This window comes from Microvirga sp. CF3062, from assembly GCF_036314045.1.
GTDB lineage: Bacteria > Pseudomonadota > Alphaproteobacteria > Rhizobiales > Beijerinckiaceae > Microvirga.
Window position 1 is genome coordinate 145,954 of sequence record NZ_JAYGGN010000006.1, and the last position, 18,095, is coordinate 164,048.

An 18,095-nucleotide genomic window follows, 5' to 3' on the forward strand; every position below is an offset into this window, starting at 1 on the left:
ACGCTCATCACTAAATGCCAGAAGAGGCGCAGGTCATGGCTATCAATCAGCAAGCTCCGGACATCCGGGAACTCAGGCCGCATATCACGGTTTTCGGCGTCGGCGGTGCCGGCGGAAATGCCGTGAACAACATGATCGAATCCGGTCTGGAAGGCGTCGAGTTCGTGGTGTCGAACACCGACGCGCAGGCACTGGCTTCTTCCAAGGCCCAGCGCGTGGTCCAGATGGGCATTCAGGTGACTGAAGGCCTCGGCGCCGGATCGCAGCCGGAAGTCGGCCGCGCGGCTGCCGAAGAGGTGATCGACGAGATCCGCGATCAGCTCGCAGGCTCGCACATGGTGTTCATCACCGCCGGCATGGGCGGCGGCACCGGCACGGGCGCTGCCCCGGTCGTGGCCCGCGCGGCCCGCGAGCTCGGCATACTGACGGTCGGCGTCGTGACGAAGCCGTTCCAGTTCGAGGGCGTGCGCCGCATGAAGCTGGCGGAAGCCGGCATCACCGAGCTGCAGCAGGCGGTCGACACGCTCATCGTGATCCCGAACCAGAACCTGTTCCGGGTCGCCACCGAGAAGACGACCTTCGCGGACGCCTTCGCCATGGCCGACCAGGTGCTCTATTCGGGCGTCGCCTGCATCACCGACCTGATGGTGAAGGAAGGCCTCATCAACCTCGACTTCGCCGACGTGCGCTCCGTCATGCGCGGCATGGGCAAGGCCATGATGGGCACCGGCGAAGCCTCCGGCGAGAAGCGCGCGATCCGCGCGGCCGAGGCAGCCATCGCCAACCCGCTCCTCGACGACGTGTCGATGAAGGGCGCGCGCGGCCTGCTGATCTCCATCACCGGCGGCAACGACCTCACCCTCTATGAGCTCGACGAGGCAGCCACCCGCATCCGCGAGGAAGTGGACCAGGACGCCAACATCATCCTCGGCGCCACCTTCGACGAGAGCCTGGAAGGCATCATCCGCGTCTCCGTCGTGGCGACCGGCATCGACCACGCGCTCATGGAGAACGGCGGCGATCTCACCGCCACCGAGCAGCGCATCTCCGAGGTCGCCGAGCGCCTGCGGGCCGAAGCCCGCGCCCGCGCCACCCAGGCCACGCCGACCTTTCGCTCCGCCGCCCAGCCCGAACCGGTGAAGGCGGCTCAGATCCTGACCCAGGGTTCGCCCGTTCTGGCCCCGGCTCCGATTGCGGCCCCCATGGCCACGGCCCAGCCTTTGGAGCACACTCTCCAGCCGATCGTGCGCGACGATGTGGTCCTCACCCCGGCCCAGCCGCGGCAGGCGGTTGCCTATGAGGCTCCGGCTCAGGCTCTGGCTTACGAGGAGCCCATGGATCAGGGCGCCTTCATCCCGCCACACGCCGAGCGCGCCATGCGCCCGGCCCGGATGCCGCGTATCGACGAGCTGCCCATGCCCGGGCAGGTCGCCCTGCGCGCCAGCCGTGGCGAGGAGCCGGTCCAGGAGCACAAGCCCTCGCTGATCCAGCGTCTCGCGACCATCGGCTTCGGCCGCCGCGAGGAGCCGCAGCAGGCCCCGGCCGAGCCCCGGCAGGAAGCCCCGCGCCAGTCCATGTCCTCGGTCCACGCCGAATACGCCCGCCGGCCTGCGCCGGCCCAGGCGCAGCGGCCGCCGCAGGGCCAGCCGGCTCCGGCCCCCCGCGCTGCTTCGGAGGACGATCAGCTGGAGATTCCCGCCTTCCTCCGCCGCCAGGCCAACTGAGTGAGCCTGCCAGCACTGTAATGGCTGTTACAGAAGGCCCCCAGTCCGCAACCGGCTGGGGGCCTTCTTCGTTAAAAAAGTATTAATTACAAGAGTTTATGGCTTATCCCCTTTGTAACACACGGTAAGAAAGCGTGATTTGGCCTAGCCTGACCGCGGGACTATGGTGCCTCACATCAAAAGGGGCAGTGCTCACAAGAAGCCTGCCGACGGGAAGCAAAACGCAGCCAATGCAGCTTCCTTCGGCGAAACAGGCTCTGCGAGGCGACAAGGGTAGTTGAGGTCCAGGACTTATGAAGCAAAGCCAGCAAACCACGCTTCGCGCCGCCGTGACCCTCATCGGAACCGGAGTTCATTCCGGCGATGAAGTGAAGATGATCCTTCATCCGGCTGAAGCGAACCATGGCATTGCTTTCCTCCGCACCGGCCTTCCGGGCGGCCTGGACCGGCTGATCGATGCTCGGCATCTGGCGGTGACCGCCACCGAGCTCTGCACAGTGATCGGCGACCGCGACTCGGGCGCGGTCGCCACCATCGAACACCTCATGGCGGCACTTGCCGGACTCGGTATCGACAATGTTCTCGTCGAGATCGACGGGCCGGAGGTTCCGATCCTCGACGGCAGCTCGGCGCCGTACATCGATGCCATCGACCAGGTCGGCATCACGGTTCAGGGCGTCACCCGCCGCTATATCAAGGTTCTCAAGCCCGTCCGCGTCACGCAGGGCCGGGCCTTCGCCGAGCTGCTCCCGAACGAGCGCGCCTTCCGCCTCGACGTGGAAATCGATTTCCCGACCCCGGTGATCGGCCGCCAGCGCAAGGCCATCGATCTGTCTCCCTCTGTGTTCCGCCGCGAGATTTCCCGCGCCCGCACCTTCGGCTTCATGCGCGACGTGGAAAAGCTCTGGAGCGCTGGCTTCGCGCTCGGCGCCTCTCTCGAGAACACTGTGGCCATCGGTGACGACGGCATCATGAACCCCGAGGGCCTGCGCTATGCCGACGAGTTCGTCCGACACAAGCTCCTCGATGCCGTCGGCGACCTGTCGCTCGCCGGCCTGCCGCTGCTCGGCACCTACCGCTCCTATTGCGGCGGTCACCGCATGAACTTCTCGGTGCTGGAAGCCCTGTTCTCGAGCCGCTCCAACTACGCCATCGTCGACGCCACGCCGCGCCGCGAGACGGGCTATGCCGAGATCGGCAGCGCGGTCGCTTCCGTTTTCGCTCCGGAAGTCCACTAAATCACTTCTCTGAAGCAACGCTTCGGCACCATCGGCTTCAAGGCGCCCATTGGCCGCATGATTTCGTGCAGGCTTTCTTAATTCCTATTGGGTAAACCCTGTGCTATGGGCTTGGCTCTTGCCCTGTGCTTGGGTTAAAGAACCTTTGATGCACCGTTAAAATATCGGGCACGGTTTTTGGAGGACCGCGAAGCATGTCGTTCGCGAAGGCTTATTCGGGTATGAAAGGCGCGGCCGCCCGCGCCCTGATCCTTGGCGTCTGCGGCTTGGGGCTCGCGGGGTGCGACACTCTTTCGTCGCTGAACCCGTTCGAGAAGGACACCACCTACAAGCCCGAGATCGTTTCCAACCTGCCGGCCGAGGAGGTCTACAACGACGGTCTCGCCCGGGTGCAGAAGGGCGACTTCGACGGCGCGGTCACCAAGTTCAGCAGCCTCGACAAGCAGTATCCCTACACCGACTGGGCCCGCAAAGGCCTGATCATGGAGGCCTATGCCAATTACGAGGGCGGCTTCTATGACGAGGCCATTACCGCCTCGAAGCGCTACCTCCAGGGCTATCCGAACACCACGGACGCGGCCTATGCCCAGTATCTGATGGCCTCGTCCTATTACGACCAGATCCCGGACATCACCCGCGACCAGGAGAAGTCCGAGCGCGCCATTCTGGCCCTGCAGGAGCTGGTCCAGCGTTATCCCAGCTCCGAGTACGTGGCTGACGCCAAGAAGAAGATCCAGGTGGCCAGCGACCAGCTCGCCGGCAAGGAGCTGGAGGTGGGCCGCTTCTACCTTCAGAAGCGCAACTACGCGGGCGCCATCAACCGCTTCCGCCAAGTGGTTTCGCGCTACCAGACGACCCGCCACGTGGAAGAGGCTCTCGAGCGCCTCACCGAGGCCTACATGGCCATGGGCATCGTGGGCGAGGCGCAGACCGCCGCCGCCGTTCTCGGCCACAACTTCCCCGACTCTCCCTGGTACAAGGACGCCCACGCCCTTCTGACGAAAGGCGGCGTTGAGCCTCGCGAGGACTCCCAGTCCTGGATCAGCAAGGCCTTCCGCGGCGTTCCCCAGGTCGGTCAGCGGACGGGCTAAGCCTCACCATCCATGCTCATCCAGCTGGCGATTCGCGATATCGTCCTCATCGACAGGCTTGAGCTTCACTTCCATGAGGGCCTGAGCGTCCTCACGGGGGAGACCGGCGCTGGCAAGTCGATCCTGCTCGACGCCTTCGCCCTGGCCCTCGGCGGCCGCGGCGACGGCAGCCTCGTGCGCCATGGCGAGAACCAGGGCCAGGTTACGGCCGTCTTCGACTGCCCCATGAATCACCCGGCCCGCCGCATCGCGGCGGATGCGGATATCGACATCGACGGCGATCTGATCTTGCGCCGCGTGCAGGTGGCCGACGGGCGCACCCGCGCGTTCGTCAACGACCAGCCGGTCAGCGTGCAGGTGCTCAAGGCCATCGGCGCAACCCTGGTCGAGATCCACGGCCAGCACGACGATCGCGCCCTCGTTGATCCCGTCTCCCACCGCGCCATTCTCGATGCCTTCGGCGGCCTGTCGTCCGAGGTTCAGGCCGTGTCCGATGCCGCGCGAAAAGTGCGCGAGGCGCGCACAGCCCTGCAGGATCACCGCAACCGCATCCAGAAGGCCCGCAAGGAGGCCGATTTTCTGCGCCATGCGGTCGAGGAGCTGACGAAGCTCAACCCGCTGGCAGGCGAGGAGGAAACGCTGGCCGAGCGGCGCGTGATCATGATGCAGTCGGAGAAGGTGTCGACGGACCTGAACGAGGCCTACGAGGTCGTGGCCGGCAACGCATCCCCGGTCAACGAGCTCTCGGCTGCCGTGCGCAAGCTGGAGCGCCGCGGCGCCCAAGCGCCGGCTCTCGTGGACCCGAGCGTCAAAGCCCTCGACGCCGCGCTGGTCGCCATCGACGAGGCGCGTGCCGCCCTAGAGGAAGCGATCCGCGCCACGGAATACGACCCCCGCGAGCTGGAGCAGACGGAGGAGCGCCTTTTTGCGCTGCGCGCCGCCGCCCGCAAATATGATGTTCCGGCCGATGAGCTGGCCGGTCTGCGCCAGCGCTTCGACGAGGACGTGGCCGCCATCGATGCCGGCGAGGAGAAGCTCGCCGGCCTGGAAAAGGCCCTCAAAGAGGCCGACGCCGCTTATGTGAAGGCCGCCAAAGCGTTGTCCGCCGGCCGCAAGAAGGCCGCTCAGGCTCTTGATGCCGCCGTGCAGGCCGAGCTGCCGCCCCTCAAGCTGGAACGGGCGCGCTTCATCACCGAGATCACCACCGACGAAGAGAGCCGCGACCCGAGCGGTTTCGAGCGCGTCGAGTTCTGGGCCCAGACCAATCCTGGCACCCGCGCAGGCCCGCTCATGAAGGTGGCGTCAGGCGGCGAGCTCTCGCGCTTCATGCTGGCGCTCAAGGTGGTGCTGGCGGACAAGGGCTCAGCCCCGACCCTGGTCTTCGACGAAATCGACACCGGCGTCGGCGGGGCCGTTGCGGACGCCATCGGCCAGCGCCTCGCGCGGCTCGCCCGCAGGGTCCAGGTCATGGCCGTGACCCACGCGCCGCAGGTGGCCGCCAAGGCCGAGAGCCACTTCCTCATCGCCAAGGAGGGCGTGCGCGGTGAAAAGGACCGGGTCGCCACCCGCGTCATCCCGCTGGAGGCCACGCCGCGCCGTGAAGAGATCGCCCGCATGCTCGCCGGCGCGACCATCACCGAGGAAGCCCGCGCGGCCGCCGCGCGCCTGCTCGAAGCGGCGGCGCACTAGACCCGAAGTCTCACGTCTGTGTGAGTGCACAGGCTGCCGCACTTGTGGCGGCGCACGCAAACCCGATTTCCCTTAAGGCGTACCAAGAGTGCGGCCATGGGAAATGAGAACCGCGTGCCCCGTCTGCAGCCGAATATCCGTCAAACCGCCCTTGCGGCTTTCGTCGTCCTGACGGGCGCAGGATCGTCCCATGCCGATGTCGGCCTAGCGTCGGCAGGGCAGACCGATCCGTTCCGCCATGTTCAGGCCCTGCAGGACATTGCGACGGCGAATGGCGGCAACAGGGCGGCCGGAACCCCCGGCTATGACCGCTCCGCCGAGTACGTGGCCGACCAGCTGCGCGCCGCCGGCTACACGGTGCGGTTCGAGGAATTCACCTTTCCGTTTTTCGAGGAGCGGTCTCCGCCAGTCCTTGTCTCGGGGCCCGGCGAACCCGATCCCTTTACGCCGCCTCGGGAGGCGCTGCGTACCCTGGCGAGTTCCGGCTCCGGCGACGTGACGGCGCCGGTCCAGGCGGTGGATCTCGGGTTAGGCGAGGAGCCTCTGCAGATTTCGACCAGTGGCTGCGAGCGTGAGGATTTCGCGGGCTTCAACGCCGGCAGCATCGCCCTCGTCCGGCGAGGCACCTGTCCGTTCCAGACCAAGGCGGAGCAGGCACAGGCGGCGGGTGCCGCAGGCCTCATCATCATGAACCAGGGCACCGGCGACCAGACCGGCACCTTTGGCGGACGCCTGTCGACGCAGGCGGCGATCCCCGTGCTGGGCGTGACCACCGAGGTGGGCCGCAGGCTTGCCGAGGCGGCGCGGGATCCGTCCCGCAGCCGGGTGCGCCTGAAGGTTGATGTCGAGACCGGCACCCGCTCGACCCGGAACGTCCTGGCTGACCGCAATGAAATTAGCGGTTCCTTCATCGTGGTGGGAGCGCATCTCGACAGCGTGTCGGAGGGGCCCGGCATGAACGACAATGCCAGCGGTTCGGCCGCCGTTCTGGAGACGGCCCTGCGGCTGGCAAAGGAGCCCGCCACCGCCACGCCGGTCCGCTTCGCCTTCTGGGGTGCGGAGGAGCGCGGCCTCATCGGCTCGCGCCATCACGTCGATGCGCTCACGGACGAGGAGCGGCGCCGGATCCGGTTCTACATCAATCTCGACATGGTCGGCTCGGTGAATCCCGGGCGCTTCATCCAGCTGTCGCAGACGGAGCGCACCGCCGAGACCGCCGGCATCATCCAGGCCTTCAACGACACGTTCGCGTCCAGAAACCTTGTCGTGGAGGAGCGGTCCCGCAACCAGCGCGGTTTCGGCTCCGACGATGCGGCCTTCGCGGGCAAGAGCATCCCGACGCTCGGCCTCTTCACCGGCGCCGGCAATGCGAAGAGCGACGAGCATGCAGCGCGTTTCGGCGGCCAAGCCGGGCAGCCTTACGATCCCTGCTATCACAAGGCCTGTGACAATGCGGAGAACGTGGATCGCGTGGTGCTGGGGCAGATGACCGATGCGCTGACCCAGGTGCTGCGGAGTGCGCGCCCGATCATGCCGGATCGATGAACATTTAAGGAAGGCGCTGCAGGTTCAGCCGGTTGCATCCGCAGTAACCGACGCCAGCAGCGCGGCCTCCTTCTCGGGCGGCATCCCGGCCTTCAGGGGCGTTGCACGGCGGGTCCGATCCCAGGCGAGGATGTTGTCGAGCGTTTCAGCCAGCGGCCGGGGCCGAAGCCCATGGGCGAAGGCTTTCTCCGTATCGATCTCCAGAAAATGGCGGAACGGCTCGTCGGAATGCGGCAACCAGAGGGGAACCTCGCTCCAGGGCTCGAGGCCCGCGGCCAGGATAGCCTCATCCGGGCGCCAGACGAAGCGCGCATCCGACCCTGAAACCTCGCGGCACGATGCGAGGAGGGCGCTCATCGGAAGAGGGCGACCGGTGAGGTTGAACACACCGCCCAACCCCTTCTTGGCACCCTCGACGATGAAGCGCGCGGCATCGCGGACATCGATGAGCTGAACGAGCCGCTGCGGATCCCCGGGGGCCGGAATGGGGCCGCCCTGATCCACACGACGCACCCAATAGGTGAGGCGGTCCGTATAATCGCCTGCGCCCACCAGAAGCCCGGAGCGAAGAATGAGCGCCCGGTCGCCGAGACGCTCGAGCGCCACGAGCTCGCATTCGCGTTTCAGCGGTCCATAAGCCGTGCCGTAGGATGCCGCGCTGGAGCGTCGCTCCATGGGCAGCGATCGCGCGAGGTCCAGTTGCTCAGGGATCGCGCGGCTCGTCGGCGCCTGCTCCGTCAGGCCGGGCGTTGCGAAATCCGCATAGACGGACGCGCTCGTCACGAGCGCATAGCGGCCGATATCCGGCGAGAGCGCATCGAGCAGGCCCGCCACGGCGTCGGGCGCGAAGGCGCAAGTGTCGACGACAAGGTCGAAGCTGCGGCCCTTGAGAGCCGAGAGGTCGCTGTGCCGGTCGCCGACGATCGTCTCGAAACCGGCTCCGACCGCCGGATTGACGGTCTGGCCGCGGGTGAAGATTGCAACCCTGTGGCCCGCCTTGAGCGCAGCATCCGCAACCGCCCCACCCAGAAACCCCGTTCCGCCGACCACAAGCACATTCATCGCAGCCATCCCGACTCACGTTGAGCACCCACCTATGAGGATGGAGGTTCCTCGGGAGGTCAACTTCCGCAGCGGCATCTTTGCTGATGGTGGAATCAGTGTGGAGCGCTGCCGCCGCTGTCATTCCGGGGCCGCGCAGCGGAGCCCGGAATCCATAACCGCTAACGGTGCAAGAAAGAGGCGCAACGCCGCTCGTCCTTTATTGAGACGTCGTGTTTATGGATTCCGGGCTCGACCTGCGGTCGCCCCGGAATGACAGGAGAGCAGGTGAGAGCCTTCTTATGTTCCCTCTTTGTTCTTGACTTTCCTCCTAACCTTGGCTATAGCTGGTGCCGTCCTGTCTCACGAGGGACGCGCCCGAGGCGTCGGTTGTGGAGGCAGGATACGGTTCTGACCCGCCAGGGGAGTCGCACCCTCCGGTGGTCAGGGTCCTTTAGTGGAGGAGGCAGAAAGACCGACCTGCTCGGGCAGGCTCCTGTCTCCGCTCCTCCCAAGCCTTGCCGGCACCGGTGCACCCGGGGCTGCGCATGCAAGCGCCGTGAAGCTCTCTGAGGGTTCGTCCCTGATGGGCTGAAGCGCAAGGCTTAAGGCCGAAAAGCCGTGCGCGGGAGCAAGGCTGCTTCCCGTCCGGGCGGACCTCCCGTCCCGAACTCACCTCTGCGCGCTCCGCTGGAGCGGCGAGGTTGCCTCACGTCCCGCGCTTCCCTCGACTTCCGAGACAAGCCAGGACCAAGCCCACAGCCGCCAGCCCCACAAGGGGAGGGAACGCCCTCACGTGACCTTAAGAAATGGGTCATCACGAAAGAGGAGAATGCCGGAAACCGGTGAAACCTCTGCGGTAGGCTCTGGAGACTGAAACGCCGAGCGCTATGGTTCAAGCATCCTCAAACCCGATTCGATCATGCCCCCACGCAACACCTCCTCAACGCCCGCCGATCACCTGACGCCCGATGAAGCCCGTGCCGAGCACGAGGCGCTCGGCGCCGAGATCGCGGAGCACGACCGGCACTATTACGAGGAGGATGCGCCCACCGTCTCGGACGCCGAATACGATGCCTTGCGCAAGCGCTACGAGGCGCTGGAGGATCAGTTCCCCGAGCTGAAATCGCCCGAGAGCCTGACCCAGAAGGTCGGCTCCAAGGTGTCGGAGAAGTTCGGCAAGGTCCGGCATCGCGTGCCGATGCTCTCGCTCGCCAACGGTTTTGCCGACGAGGAGGTGGAGGAGTTCGTCGAACGCATCCGCCGCTTCCTCAACCTGAAAGACGACGCGCCGCTCGCCTTCACGGCCGAACCCAAGATCGACGGCCTGTCCTTGAGTCTGCGCTACGAGAACGGAAAGCTCGTGTCCGCCGCCACCCGCGGCGACGGCGCCATGGGCGAGGACGTGACCAACAATGCCCGCACGGTGGGCGACATCCCGCACAAGCTCAAGGGCTCCGGCGTTCCGGAGATCTTCGAGGTGCGCGGCGAGGTCTATCTCTCGCACGAGGATTTCGCCGCCATCAATGCGCGCCAGGAAGCGGCCGGCAAGGCGCTCTTCGCCAACCCGCGCAATGCGGCTGCGGGAAGCCTGCGCCAGCTCGATGCGTCGATCACCGCCTCGCGTCCCCTGCGCTTCTTCGCCTATGCCTGGGGCGAGGTGAGCGCCATGCCGGCGGACACGCAACACGGCATGATGGAGTGCTTCAGGAGCTTCGGCCTCACGGTCAATCCGCTGACGCGCCGCTGCGAGAGCATTGCGGAATTGCTGGAGCATTACCACGCCATCGAGACCGACCGCGCCACCCTCGGCTACGACATCGATGGCGTCGTCTACAAGGTCGATTCATTGAGCCTGCAGCAGCGCCTCGGCTTCGTATCGCGCTCGCCGCGCTGGGCGCTGGCGCACAAGTTCCCGGCGCAGAAGGCGATTACGGTGCTGGAGGGCATCGAAATCAATGTGGGCCGCACGGGCTCTCTCAATCCGATTGCGCGCTTGAAGCCCGTCACGGTGGGCGGCGTCGTGGTGTCGAACGCGACGCTGCACAACGAGGATTACATCAAGGGCATCGGCGGCAACGGCGAGAAGATCCGGGGCGGCGTCGACATCCGCATCGGCGATACGGTCGTCATCAACCGCGCCGGCGATGTGATCCCCAAGGTGCTCGACGTGGTGCTGGAGAAGCGCCCAACTGAGGCGAAGCCATATGAGTTTCCCACCACATGCCCGGCCTGCGGCAGCCACGCGGTGCGCGAGGTCAATCCGCGTACGGCTAAGGAGGATGCGGTGCGCCGTTGCACCGGCGGCCTCATCTGCCCGGCGCAGGCCCGCGAGCGCTTAAAGCATTTCGTGTCGCGCAACGCCTTCGACATCGAGGGCCTCGGGCTGCAGCGCATCGACGAGTTCTATGAGGAAGGCTTGATCCAGCGCCCGCAGGACATCTTCACCTTGGAGGCGCGCAATGCGCGCAGCCTCAAGCGACTGGAGAACCGGGAGGGTTGGGGCGAGACGAGCGCCAAGAACCTGTTCGCGGCCATTCAGGCGCGTCGCTCGATTTCGCTGAACCGCTTCATCTTCGCGCTCGGCATCCCGCATGTGGGCGAGACTTCCGCGCGGCTGCTCGCGCGCCATTTCGGCACCTTCGAGCATCTGCGCGAAGCCGCGAAGGCCGCAGCCGATGAGACATCGGAGGCGCACGCGGAACTCACCTCCATCGGCGGCATCGGCCCGGTGGTGGCGGAAGCCATCGTCGAGTTCTTCAAGGAACAGCACAACGAGGAGATGCTCGATGCGCTGCTGGCCGAGGTCACCACTGAGCCGATGGAGGCGCCGGCTTCCGCGAGTTCGGCGGTCGCGGGCAAGACCGTGGTGTTCACCGGCTCCCTCGAGCAGATGACCCGCGAAGAGGCCAAGGCCATGGCCGAGCGGCTCGGGGCCAAGGTGGCGGGCTCCGTGTCCAAGAAGACCGACATCGTGGTAGCGGGACCAGGGGCAGGCTCCAAGCTCGCCAAGGCGGCCGAGCTCGGTCTCCAGGTCATGGACGAGGACGGCTGGTTCGCCCTCGTCGGGCGGGGGTGAGACTCCTGTCCAAGACTCGGCAGGCTCAATGTGCCATGGTGCGCCCATGACGGTGATCACCCCCGAGGTCTCGCTCGATCCTAATCAGGTTGGGGCAGGCGACGTGACGCATTTCTGGCGGGTGCCGCGCTATCGCGGCCTCGACTGCCTGCGCGCGACCTTCCGCCGTCATTCTTACGCCCGCCACAGCCACGATACCTATGCCATCGCGGCGGTACTGGCAGGCTGCGAGACCTTCTTCCATCGCGGCGAGCAGCGTTATGTCCCGGCCGGCTGCGTAGCGGTCGTCTGCCCGGACGAGATCCACGACGGCGAGCCCTATGGCGGCGGCTTCGAATACCGCACCTTCTATCCGTCGCCCGAGCTGATGCAGGAGATCGCCGAGGACGTCGCGGGCCGTCCGCTCTCCCGTCCGCCCTGGTTCCGGCATTCCGTCATCAACGATCCCGAACTGTTCCAGGCTCAGGTCAGGCTCCATGCCTGCCTCTGCCAGGAGGACAGCTGGGCCTCCGAGATGGAGCAGGACACCCGGCTCATCGACTTCCTGAGCCGTCTGATCGCCCGCTGGGCCGATCTCGATGCGCTGCCGAGTGTCCGCTACGGATCGACGAGCATCCTGCGAGTGCGGGATTATCTCGATGCTCATATCGGCGAGGAGGCAGACCTCGCCAACCTGGCGAACCTGGCATGTCTGTCGCGCAGCCATTTCATCCGCGCTTTCGCCAGGGAGACCGGGCTGACGCCCCATGCCTATCTGCTCGACCGGCGCTTCCGGGCTGCGACGCGCCTGCTGCAGCAGGGCGAGGCTCCAGGCGATGTGGCGGCCGCCTGCGGGTTCTTCGACCAGAGCCATCTCAACCGGGTCTTCAAGGCTCGCATGGGCGTGACGCCAGGGGCGTATCGGGCTGCCTAGAGCATCGGACCCAAAAGTGGATTTGCACTTTTGGGATCTATCCGATGATCCATTCTTGAAACAGCACTTTCATCCAAGACGCCGCGGCATTCATCCCGCATAAGGCCGGGACAATGAGGAATGTCATGGATCAGGCAAGCCCCTTCGTCTCCACACCCCGCCGGGAGATCCGCGCAGGCCTGCGCGATATCGCGCCCGTCGCCGTCGCGGCGCTTCCCATCGGTCTCCTGTTCGGTGCAGTTGCTGCCGCCAAGGGGATGTCGCCGCTCGAAGTCACGCTGATGTCCGCTCTGGTCTTCGCGGGCGGCGCGCAGTTCGCCGCCATCGAGACCTGGATCAGTCCCGCGCCCATCCTCACGCTTACCTTCGCGACCCTGCTGATCAATGCGCGCCATGTGCTGATGGGGGCGTCGCTGACGCCGAAAGTCCGCATGTCGCGGGTCCAGACCCTGTTGGCCTATTTCTTTCTCACCGATGAGGCCTGGGCGCTGTCCGAGCGCCGCGCGCTGGAGCGGCCTGTGACGGGAGCCTATTGGTTCGCTATGGCAGTGGTGCTCTGGGCAAACTGGACGCTCTCGTCGACAATCGGCGCGATCCTCGGCTCCTTCCTCGGAGATCCCGAGCGCATCGGCGCCGACTTCGCCTTCACGGCGCTGTTCATCGGCCTCGTGGCCGGCTTCGGGAGGAGCCGTGTGACCCTCGTTACCGTTGCCGCCAGTGCCGGCGTCGCAGCCCTCGTGCATTACTTCATCGGCGCTCCCTGGCACGTGGCATCGGGTGCGCTCGCAGGCATTGCGGCCGCCTATCTCGCAGCGCCTGAGGAGCCGCGCTCATGAACCTCGACACGACAACCCTGATCGCCATCCTGGCCATGGCGGTGGTGACCTACTTCACGCGCATCGCCGGCTTGTTCGTCGCGGATCGCCTCGTGCTCACGGGACGCGCCAAGGCCGCCTTCGACGCGATTCCGCCCGCTGTGCTCGTAGCAGTTATTGCGCCGACCGCACTCACCACCGGATGGGCAGAAGCCATCGCGGCGGCGATCACAGCGATTGCGGCGTTCAGGCTTCCACTGCTCGGCGCGGTGGCGGTCGGCGTGATCGCGGTCGTGGTGTTGCGGAACTTGCTCTAACCGATCGCCTGCGTCGCGTTCTCCAACCAAGCGCGCGTCTCGGCATCGAGATGCGGACCGGTCTTTTCACGCACCGCTGCATGATACGCGTTGAGCCACGCGATCTCATCGGCTGTCATGATCGCGGGTTCAACGAGGCGCAAGTCGATGGGCGTGAAGGTCAGCGTCTCGAAGCCCATCATCTCGCGGTCGCCACCGGGGATCGTGCGCGGCTCGACGAGGATGAGGTTTTCGATGCGGATGCCATAGGCGCCGGGCTTGTAGAAGCCCGGCTCATTGGACAGCATCATGCCGATCTCAAGTGGCGTGTGTCCGGTCTTGGCGATGCGCTGCGGGCCCTCGTGCACGGAGAGATAGCTGCCGATGCCATGGCCCGTGCCGTGATCGAAGTCGAGGCCTGCTTCCCACAGGGGCTTGCGCGCGAACGCGTCAATCTGCGCACCCGTTGTGCCCTTCGGGAATACCGCCTGGGCGATGGCGATATGGCCCTTCAGCACGCGGGTAAAGCGGTCCTTCATTTCGGCACTCGGCTCGCCCACGATGATCGTGCGCGTGATGTCGGTGGTGCCGTCCTCGTACTGCGCGCCGGAATCGATCAGGAAGATCTGATTGCGCTCGATGGAGCGATTGCTCGAACTCGTCACGCGGTAATGCGGCAGGGCGGCGTTCGGGCCAGCGCCCGAAATGCTCGGGAATGAAACGTTCTTCAACGCGCCCGTCTCGACGCGGAACGCCTCCAGCGCCTCGACCGCATCGATCTCTGTGAGCTTGCCCGATAGCGCCTCTCGGTCGAGCCATGCGAGGAAGTGGGCCACTGCCACGCCATCGCGCAGATGCGCCGCATGCGAGCCTGCGATCTCGGCCTCGTTCTTGACGGCCTTCATGAGGGCAATCGGATCGGCCCCCACATCCACCTTGCCGCCTGCCGCCTCGATGCGCCGGATCAACGCGACTGCGCCGGTCGCCGAGTCGATGCGGATCTTGCCATTGGTCTGACCCAACTCGTCGAGAGCGCCCTGGAAGCCGCTGATCGGCGCGAACGCGGCGAGGTCGCCGACCGCGTTGCCGGCCTCATTCGTCACCTTCGCAGGATCGAAGAACAGGCTGGCGCGGCCCTCTCTGGGGAGGATCGCGTAGCCGAGCGGCAGGGGCGTGTGCCCCACGTCGCCACCACGCAGGTTGAAGGCCCAGGCGAGGTTGTGAGGATCGGAAATGACGAGAGCGTCGATCTTGGCCTCCGCCATCTTGCGGCGGATGCGCTCTAGCTTGGCGGGCGCGGTCTCGCCGGCATAGTTGATCGGATGCGGCCGAACAGGTGCCTGCGGCGGGGCCGGGCGATCGATCCAAACCACATCGACGAGATTCATGTCGACAGGAGCGAGCTGCCCACCAGCCCGGTTCACCGCCTGATCCAGGCGCTTCAGGCTGTCGCTGGTGTGAAGCCACGGGTCATAGGCGAAGGTGCCGCCCTGCGGCAGGTTCTCGGCAATCCAGTCTTCAGGGCTGAAGTCGGCGAGCTGAACCGGCGCGATGACGGAGGTGTCCACCTGCTCGGCCGCCTGGACCGTATAGCGACCGTCGACCACGAGAGCGGCCTTGTTCTGCAGGATGACGGCCGTCCCGGCGGAGCCCGTAAATCCGGTGAGCCACGCCAGACGCTCCGCGCTCTTCGGCACGTACTCGCCCTGATGCTCGTCGGCGCGGGGCACGATGAAGCCATCGAAGCCGCGACGGGCCATTTCGGCGCGCAGCTTGGCAATGTGTTTGGGGCCTTGGGCAGGAGAGGTCGTGTCGTCGAAGAACTGGAACTGAGCCATGGAAAGGTGCACCGGCAGTCAGGAATGAAGAGGTCTGCACGCTAGGCCGGAGAGGGCGCGGCTGCAACTGCTACGACCCTCGGCGGACAGGCCGCGTCTTCAGGCAGAATGCCCGAGGATTATGCGTCAGGTGACTAGATCTTAATCATTTTTAATATCGTCCTGCGACTAGCGCATGGCTTGCATGTGATCTTATGACTACAACCAAAGTCGAACCGCGCTTATCTTCCTCACAACAAGAAGAGAGGAGTGCTGAAGGGTTCTCAGCACCGATCTGTTGGAGATAAACCGATGACCGCAGCTGTATTTTCGTCCCACCTCGCCGATTCTTCGACCGTGCCATCCCGGCTTTCGCAGGTCGCAACGCGCGTGATGAACGCTCTCATCGAGAGCCGTGCCCGGAGCGCCGCGCGGGAACTGCGCCGCCACGAGGCCCTCATGTCGGATCTCGGCCGCCGGCAGGATCACTCGCCGCTGTTCCTCGACCAGTCCGACGATTTGCCCTTCAAGCTTTAATCACGCCATTTTCGAAGAAAGATAAGACAATGATCATCATCACCGCCCTCAAGGCCGTCCGCGAAGTCTGGACCGAGACCCTCAAGCTCCGCCGCGAACTCTCCAAGCGCTACCCAGGCGTTCTGTCCGAGTAAGTACGCTCACAGACGAGGCAGTGCCCGGGCGCTGCCTCGTGTCATGACCAACGCCGCCCAGCCGTCCAGATTGTACCGGCGCTGCAGATACCAGCCCTGGTGCGCATAGGCCGACAGGACGCCAGGAACGTCGCGGTAGAGAAGCCCCGACAGAATGATCGTCCCGTCATCGCTCGCCACATGCGCCAGCGCCGGAGCCAGCATCCGCAGGGGTTTGGCCAGGATATTAGCGAAGACAAGGTCGAAGTGCCCGGGACGGTCCGCGTCCGCATGGCGGATGCCGGGACCGACATAGAGCCTCATCCAGGTCCCGATCCCGTTGAGCCGCGCGTTCTCCCGCGCCACCCGCACAGCTTCCGGATCGATATCGCCCGCCACGACGGGACGTTTTAGAACCTTTGCCGCAGCAAACGCGAGGATGCCGGTGCCGGTGCCGACATCGAGCACGTGACGCGGCGTGCGCATTTTCAGTTCATCCACAAAGGCCAGCAGGCAGCCTTTGGTGGTGCCATGGTGGCCGGTGCCGAAGGCGAGGCCCGCCTCGATCTCGATAGCGATGTCGCTGGGCAGGCGCTGCTCGCGGTCATGGGAGCCGTGGACGAAGATGCGGCCGGCGCGAACGGGCTTGAGCCCTTCCAGCGACGACTTCACCCAATCCTTCTGCTCGAGAGGCAGGAAGACACCCTTGTCGGCCTCTGCGCCCACGATGGGGCGCAGCAGGTTGCGGATCGCCGCCTCATCCGGCTGATGCGCAAAATAGGCCTCCAGCATCCAGGGGCCGTCGTCTTCCGTCTCAAAAGACGCGACGGCCGTCTCGGCCGGATCGAATATCTCGCCGATCATGTCGGTCATGGCGCGCGCGGAGCGCTCGTCCGTGGTGATACGGAAGATGTGGGTGGGGCGGTTGGGGTGAAGACCTTCAAGCATGCGGTCGCCTTATCACTGCTCGAGGCGCAGGTCACCTGTCTGTTAGGTCGGGATTGTCTGAAGCGTCATAGGTGACCCATTTGTCAGCCGTTATCCAGCGGCATCGCAGCCGCGGCACTTTTCTCATCCGGGATATTCAGTCTGTACGGCTTGAGAAAACAAGGATTACGAGACCCTGGCCCAAGCGATGAGGCGCTGCGTCTTCTCGGCTCATGGCAAAATCATGGAACATATGTGCTGACCCTCTGGTTATGGGCGTGAAAATAGTCCGTTCAGGACGGGCTGCTCTTTGCCACGAAAGCCATAGGAGAAAGCCATGGTTGATCATCCGGCGACGCCTCGAAACCTTGGCGATAAAGATGCGCCGCATATGTCCCCGGTCACTCCGGCCGAAGATGCGCGCACCATCATGCTAAACCGCATCTCCTGGGGTGCAGTGCTGGCCGGTGTGGTGACGGCGCTGGTGACCCAGCTTATCCTCAACATGCTCGGGATCGGCATCGGCGTGGCGACGCTCGATCCGGCGACGAGCGACAACCCGCAGGCATCAACCTTCTCGATTGCCGCCGGCATCTGGTGGACGCTCTCGGGCATCATCGCCTCTTTCGCAGGCGGCTATCTGGCGGGCCGGCTCTCGGGACGTCCTAAGGAATCGACGGCAGGTTTCCACGGCTTGATCGCCTGGGCTGCAACGACTTTGGTCATCTTCTACCTGCTGACCTCGACCCTCGGCAGCCTGCTGGGTGGCGCCTACAACACCCTGTCCAGCGCAGTCGGCGGCTTAGGCCGGACGGCGGTTCAGACCGCAGCGCCCGCTTTGGCGCAGAACCCGGATCCGTTCGCGGCTATCGAGCAGCAGGTGCGCGGTGCAGCAGGCGGAACTGATCCCGCGCAACTGCGGGACACGGCCGTCACGAGCCTGCGCGCCATGCTGACCGGCGATCAGGCACAGGCTCAGCAAGCCCGTGACCGGGCGACCGATGCCCTGGCTCGTGCGCAGAACATCCCGCCTGAGGAAGCCCGCAACCGGGTCACGCAGTACGAGCAGCAATACCGCCAGACCGTGGATCGGGCGAAGCAGGCAGCCGACACGGCCGCCACAGGTGTCTCGACCGCCGCACTCCTCGGCGCGCTGGGTCTCATCCTGGGGGCTCTTGCCGGCTGGTTCGGCGGTCGTGCAGGCGCCGTCGATCCGACAATCACGTCACGGCATCTTGCCGGCGAGCGACGCTGATCAAGACTTGAGATC

General features: G+C 65.5%; 14 protein-coding genes. 11 read left to right on the forward strand and 3 right to left on the reverse strand.

The features are described 5' to 3' along the window. The first annotated feature begins 35 nt into the window (after window positions 1–35). The 5 genes from ftsZ (at window position 36) to VB618_RS12615 (ending at window position 7,287) form a co-directional block, all read left to right on the forward strand. Window positions 36–1,724, forward strand: a complete 1,689-nt coding sequence (gene ftsZ, locus VB618_RS12595) for a cell division protein FtsZ (protein WP_329797011.1) — start codon at window positions 36–38, stop codon at window positions 1,722–1,724. Between the two features lie 293 nt (window positions 1,725–2,017). Continuing rightward, window positions 2,018–2,962, forward strand: a complete 945-nt coding sequence (gene lpxC, locus VB618_RS12600; protein WP_329797012.1) for a UDP-3-O-acyl-N-acetylglucosamine deacetylase — start codon at window positions 2,018–2,020, stop codon at window positions 2,960–2,962. A gap of 194 nt (window positions 2,963–3,156) precedes the next feature. After that, window positions 3,157–4,053: an outer membrane protein assembly factor BamD gene (locus tag VB618_RS12605; RefSeq protein WP_442931770.1), complete on the forward strand. Its 897-nt coding sequence runs from the start codon at window positions 3,157–3,159 to the stop codon at window positions 4,051–4,053. A 12-nt stretch (window positions 4,054–4,065) separates the two neighbouring features. Beyond that, complete coding sequence (gene recN, locus VB618_RS12610; protein ID WP_329797013.1) at window positions 4,066–5,742, forward strand: DNA repair protein RecN; 1,677 nt, start codon at window positions 4,066–4,068, stop codon at window positions 5,740–5,742. A 96-nt stretch (window positions 5,743–5,838) separates the two neighbouring features. Further along, window positions 5,839–7,287, forward strand: coding sequence for a M20/M25/M40 family metallo-hydrolase (locus VB618_RS12615; RefSeq protein ID WP_329797014.1), 1,449 nt, complete (start codon window positions 5,839–5,841; stop codon window positions 7,285–7,287). Window positions 7,288–7,311: 24 nt separating this feature from the next. On the opposite strand, the gene VB618_RS12620 is transcribed toward VB618_RS12615, so the two are convergent. Beyond that, on the reverse strand, window positions 7,312–8,349 hold the full coding sequence (locus VB618_RS12620) for an NAD-dependent epimerase/dehydratase family protein (RefSeq protein ID WP_329797015.1): 1,038 nt from the start codon (window positions 8,347–8,349) through the stop codon (window positions 7,312–7,314). Between the two features lie 901 nt (window positions 8,350–9,250). Here VB618_RS12620 and ligA point away from each other — a divergent pair. The 4 genes from ligA (at window position 9,251) to VB618_RS12640 (ending at window position 13,452) form a co-directional block, all read left to right on the forward strand. After that, on the forward strand, window positions 9,251–11,407 hold the full coding sequence (gene ligA, locus VB618_RS12625; protein WP_329797016.1) for an NAD-dependent DNA ligase LigA: 2,157 nt from the start codon (window positions 9,251–9,253) through the stop codon (window positions 11,405–11,407). A 46-nt stretch (window positions 11,408–11,453) separates the two neighbouring features. Then, complete coding sequence (locus tag VB618_RS12630) at window positions 11,454–12,320, forward strand: AraC family transcriptional regulator (protein ID WP_329797017.1); 867 nt, start codon at window positions 11,454–11,456, stop codon at window positions 12,318–12,320. A gap of 125 nt (window positions 12,321–12,445) precedes the next feature. Further along, on the forward strand, window positions 12,446–13,156 hold the full coding sequence (locus VB618_RS12635) for an AzlC family ABC transporter permease (RefSeq protein ID WP_329797018.1): 711 nt from the start codon (window positions 12,446–12,448) through the stop codon (window positions 13,154–13,156). Then, window positions 13,153–13,452, forward strand: coding sequence for an AzlD family protein (locus tag VB618_RS12640; RefSeq protein WP_329797019.1), 300 nt, complete (start codon window positions 13,153–13,155; stop codon window positions 13,450–13,452). Before VB618_RS12635 ends, VB618_RS12640 begins: the two co-directional genes overlap by 4 nt. Here VB618_RS12640 and VB618_RS12645 read toward each other — a convergent pair. Next, on the reverse strand, window positions 13,449–15,269 hold the full coding sequence (locus VB618_RS12645; RefSeq protein ID WP_329797020.1) for an aminopeptidase P family protein: 1,821 nt from the start codon (window positions 15,267–15,269) through the stop codon (window positions 13,449–13,451). The two genes, VB618_RS12640 and VB618_RS12645, sit on opposite strands and share 4 nt — an antisense overlap. Before the next feature lie 291 nt (window positions 15,270–15,560). On the opposite strand from VB618_RS12645, the gene VB618_RS12650 reads away from it, so the two are divergent. After that, window positions 15,561–15,785, forward strand: coding sequence for a hypothetical protein (locus tag VB618_RS12650; protein WP_329797021.1), 225 nt, complete (start codon window positions 15,561–15,563; stop codon window positions 15,783–15,785). A 140-nt stretch (window positions 15,786–15,925) separates the two neighbouring features. Here VB618_RS12650 and VB618_RS12655 read toward each other — a convergent pair whose 3' ends face one another. Next, a complete protein-coding gene (locus VB618_RS12655; protein WP_329797022.1) occupies window positions 15,926–16,846 on the reverse strand; it encodes a 50S ribosomal protein L11 methyltransferase in 921 nt (306 codons plus the stop codon). A gap of 316 nt (window positions 16,847–17,162) precedes the next feature. Here VB618_RS12655 and VB618_RS12660 point away from each other — a divergent pair, with 316 nt between their 5' ends. Next, on the forward strand, window positions 17,163–18,080 hold the full coding sequence (locus VB618_RS12660; RefSeq protein WP_329797023.1) for a PhnA-like protein: 918 nt from the start codon (window positions 17,163–17,165) through the stop codon (window positions 18,078–18,080). Window positions 18,081–18,095: the final 15 nt, after the last annotated feature.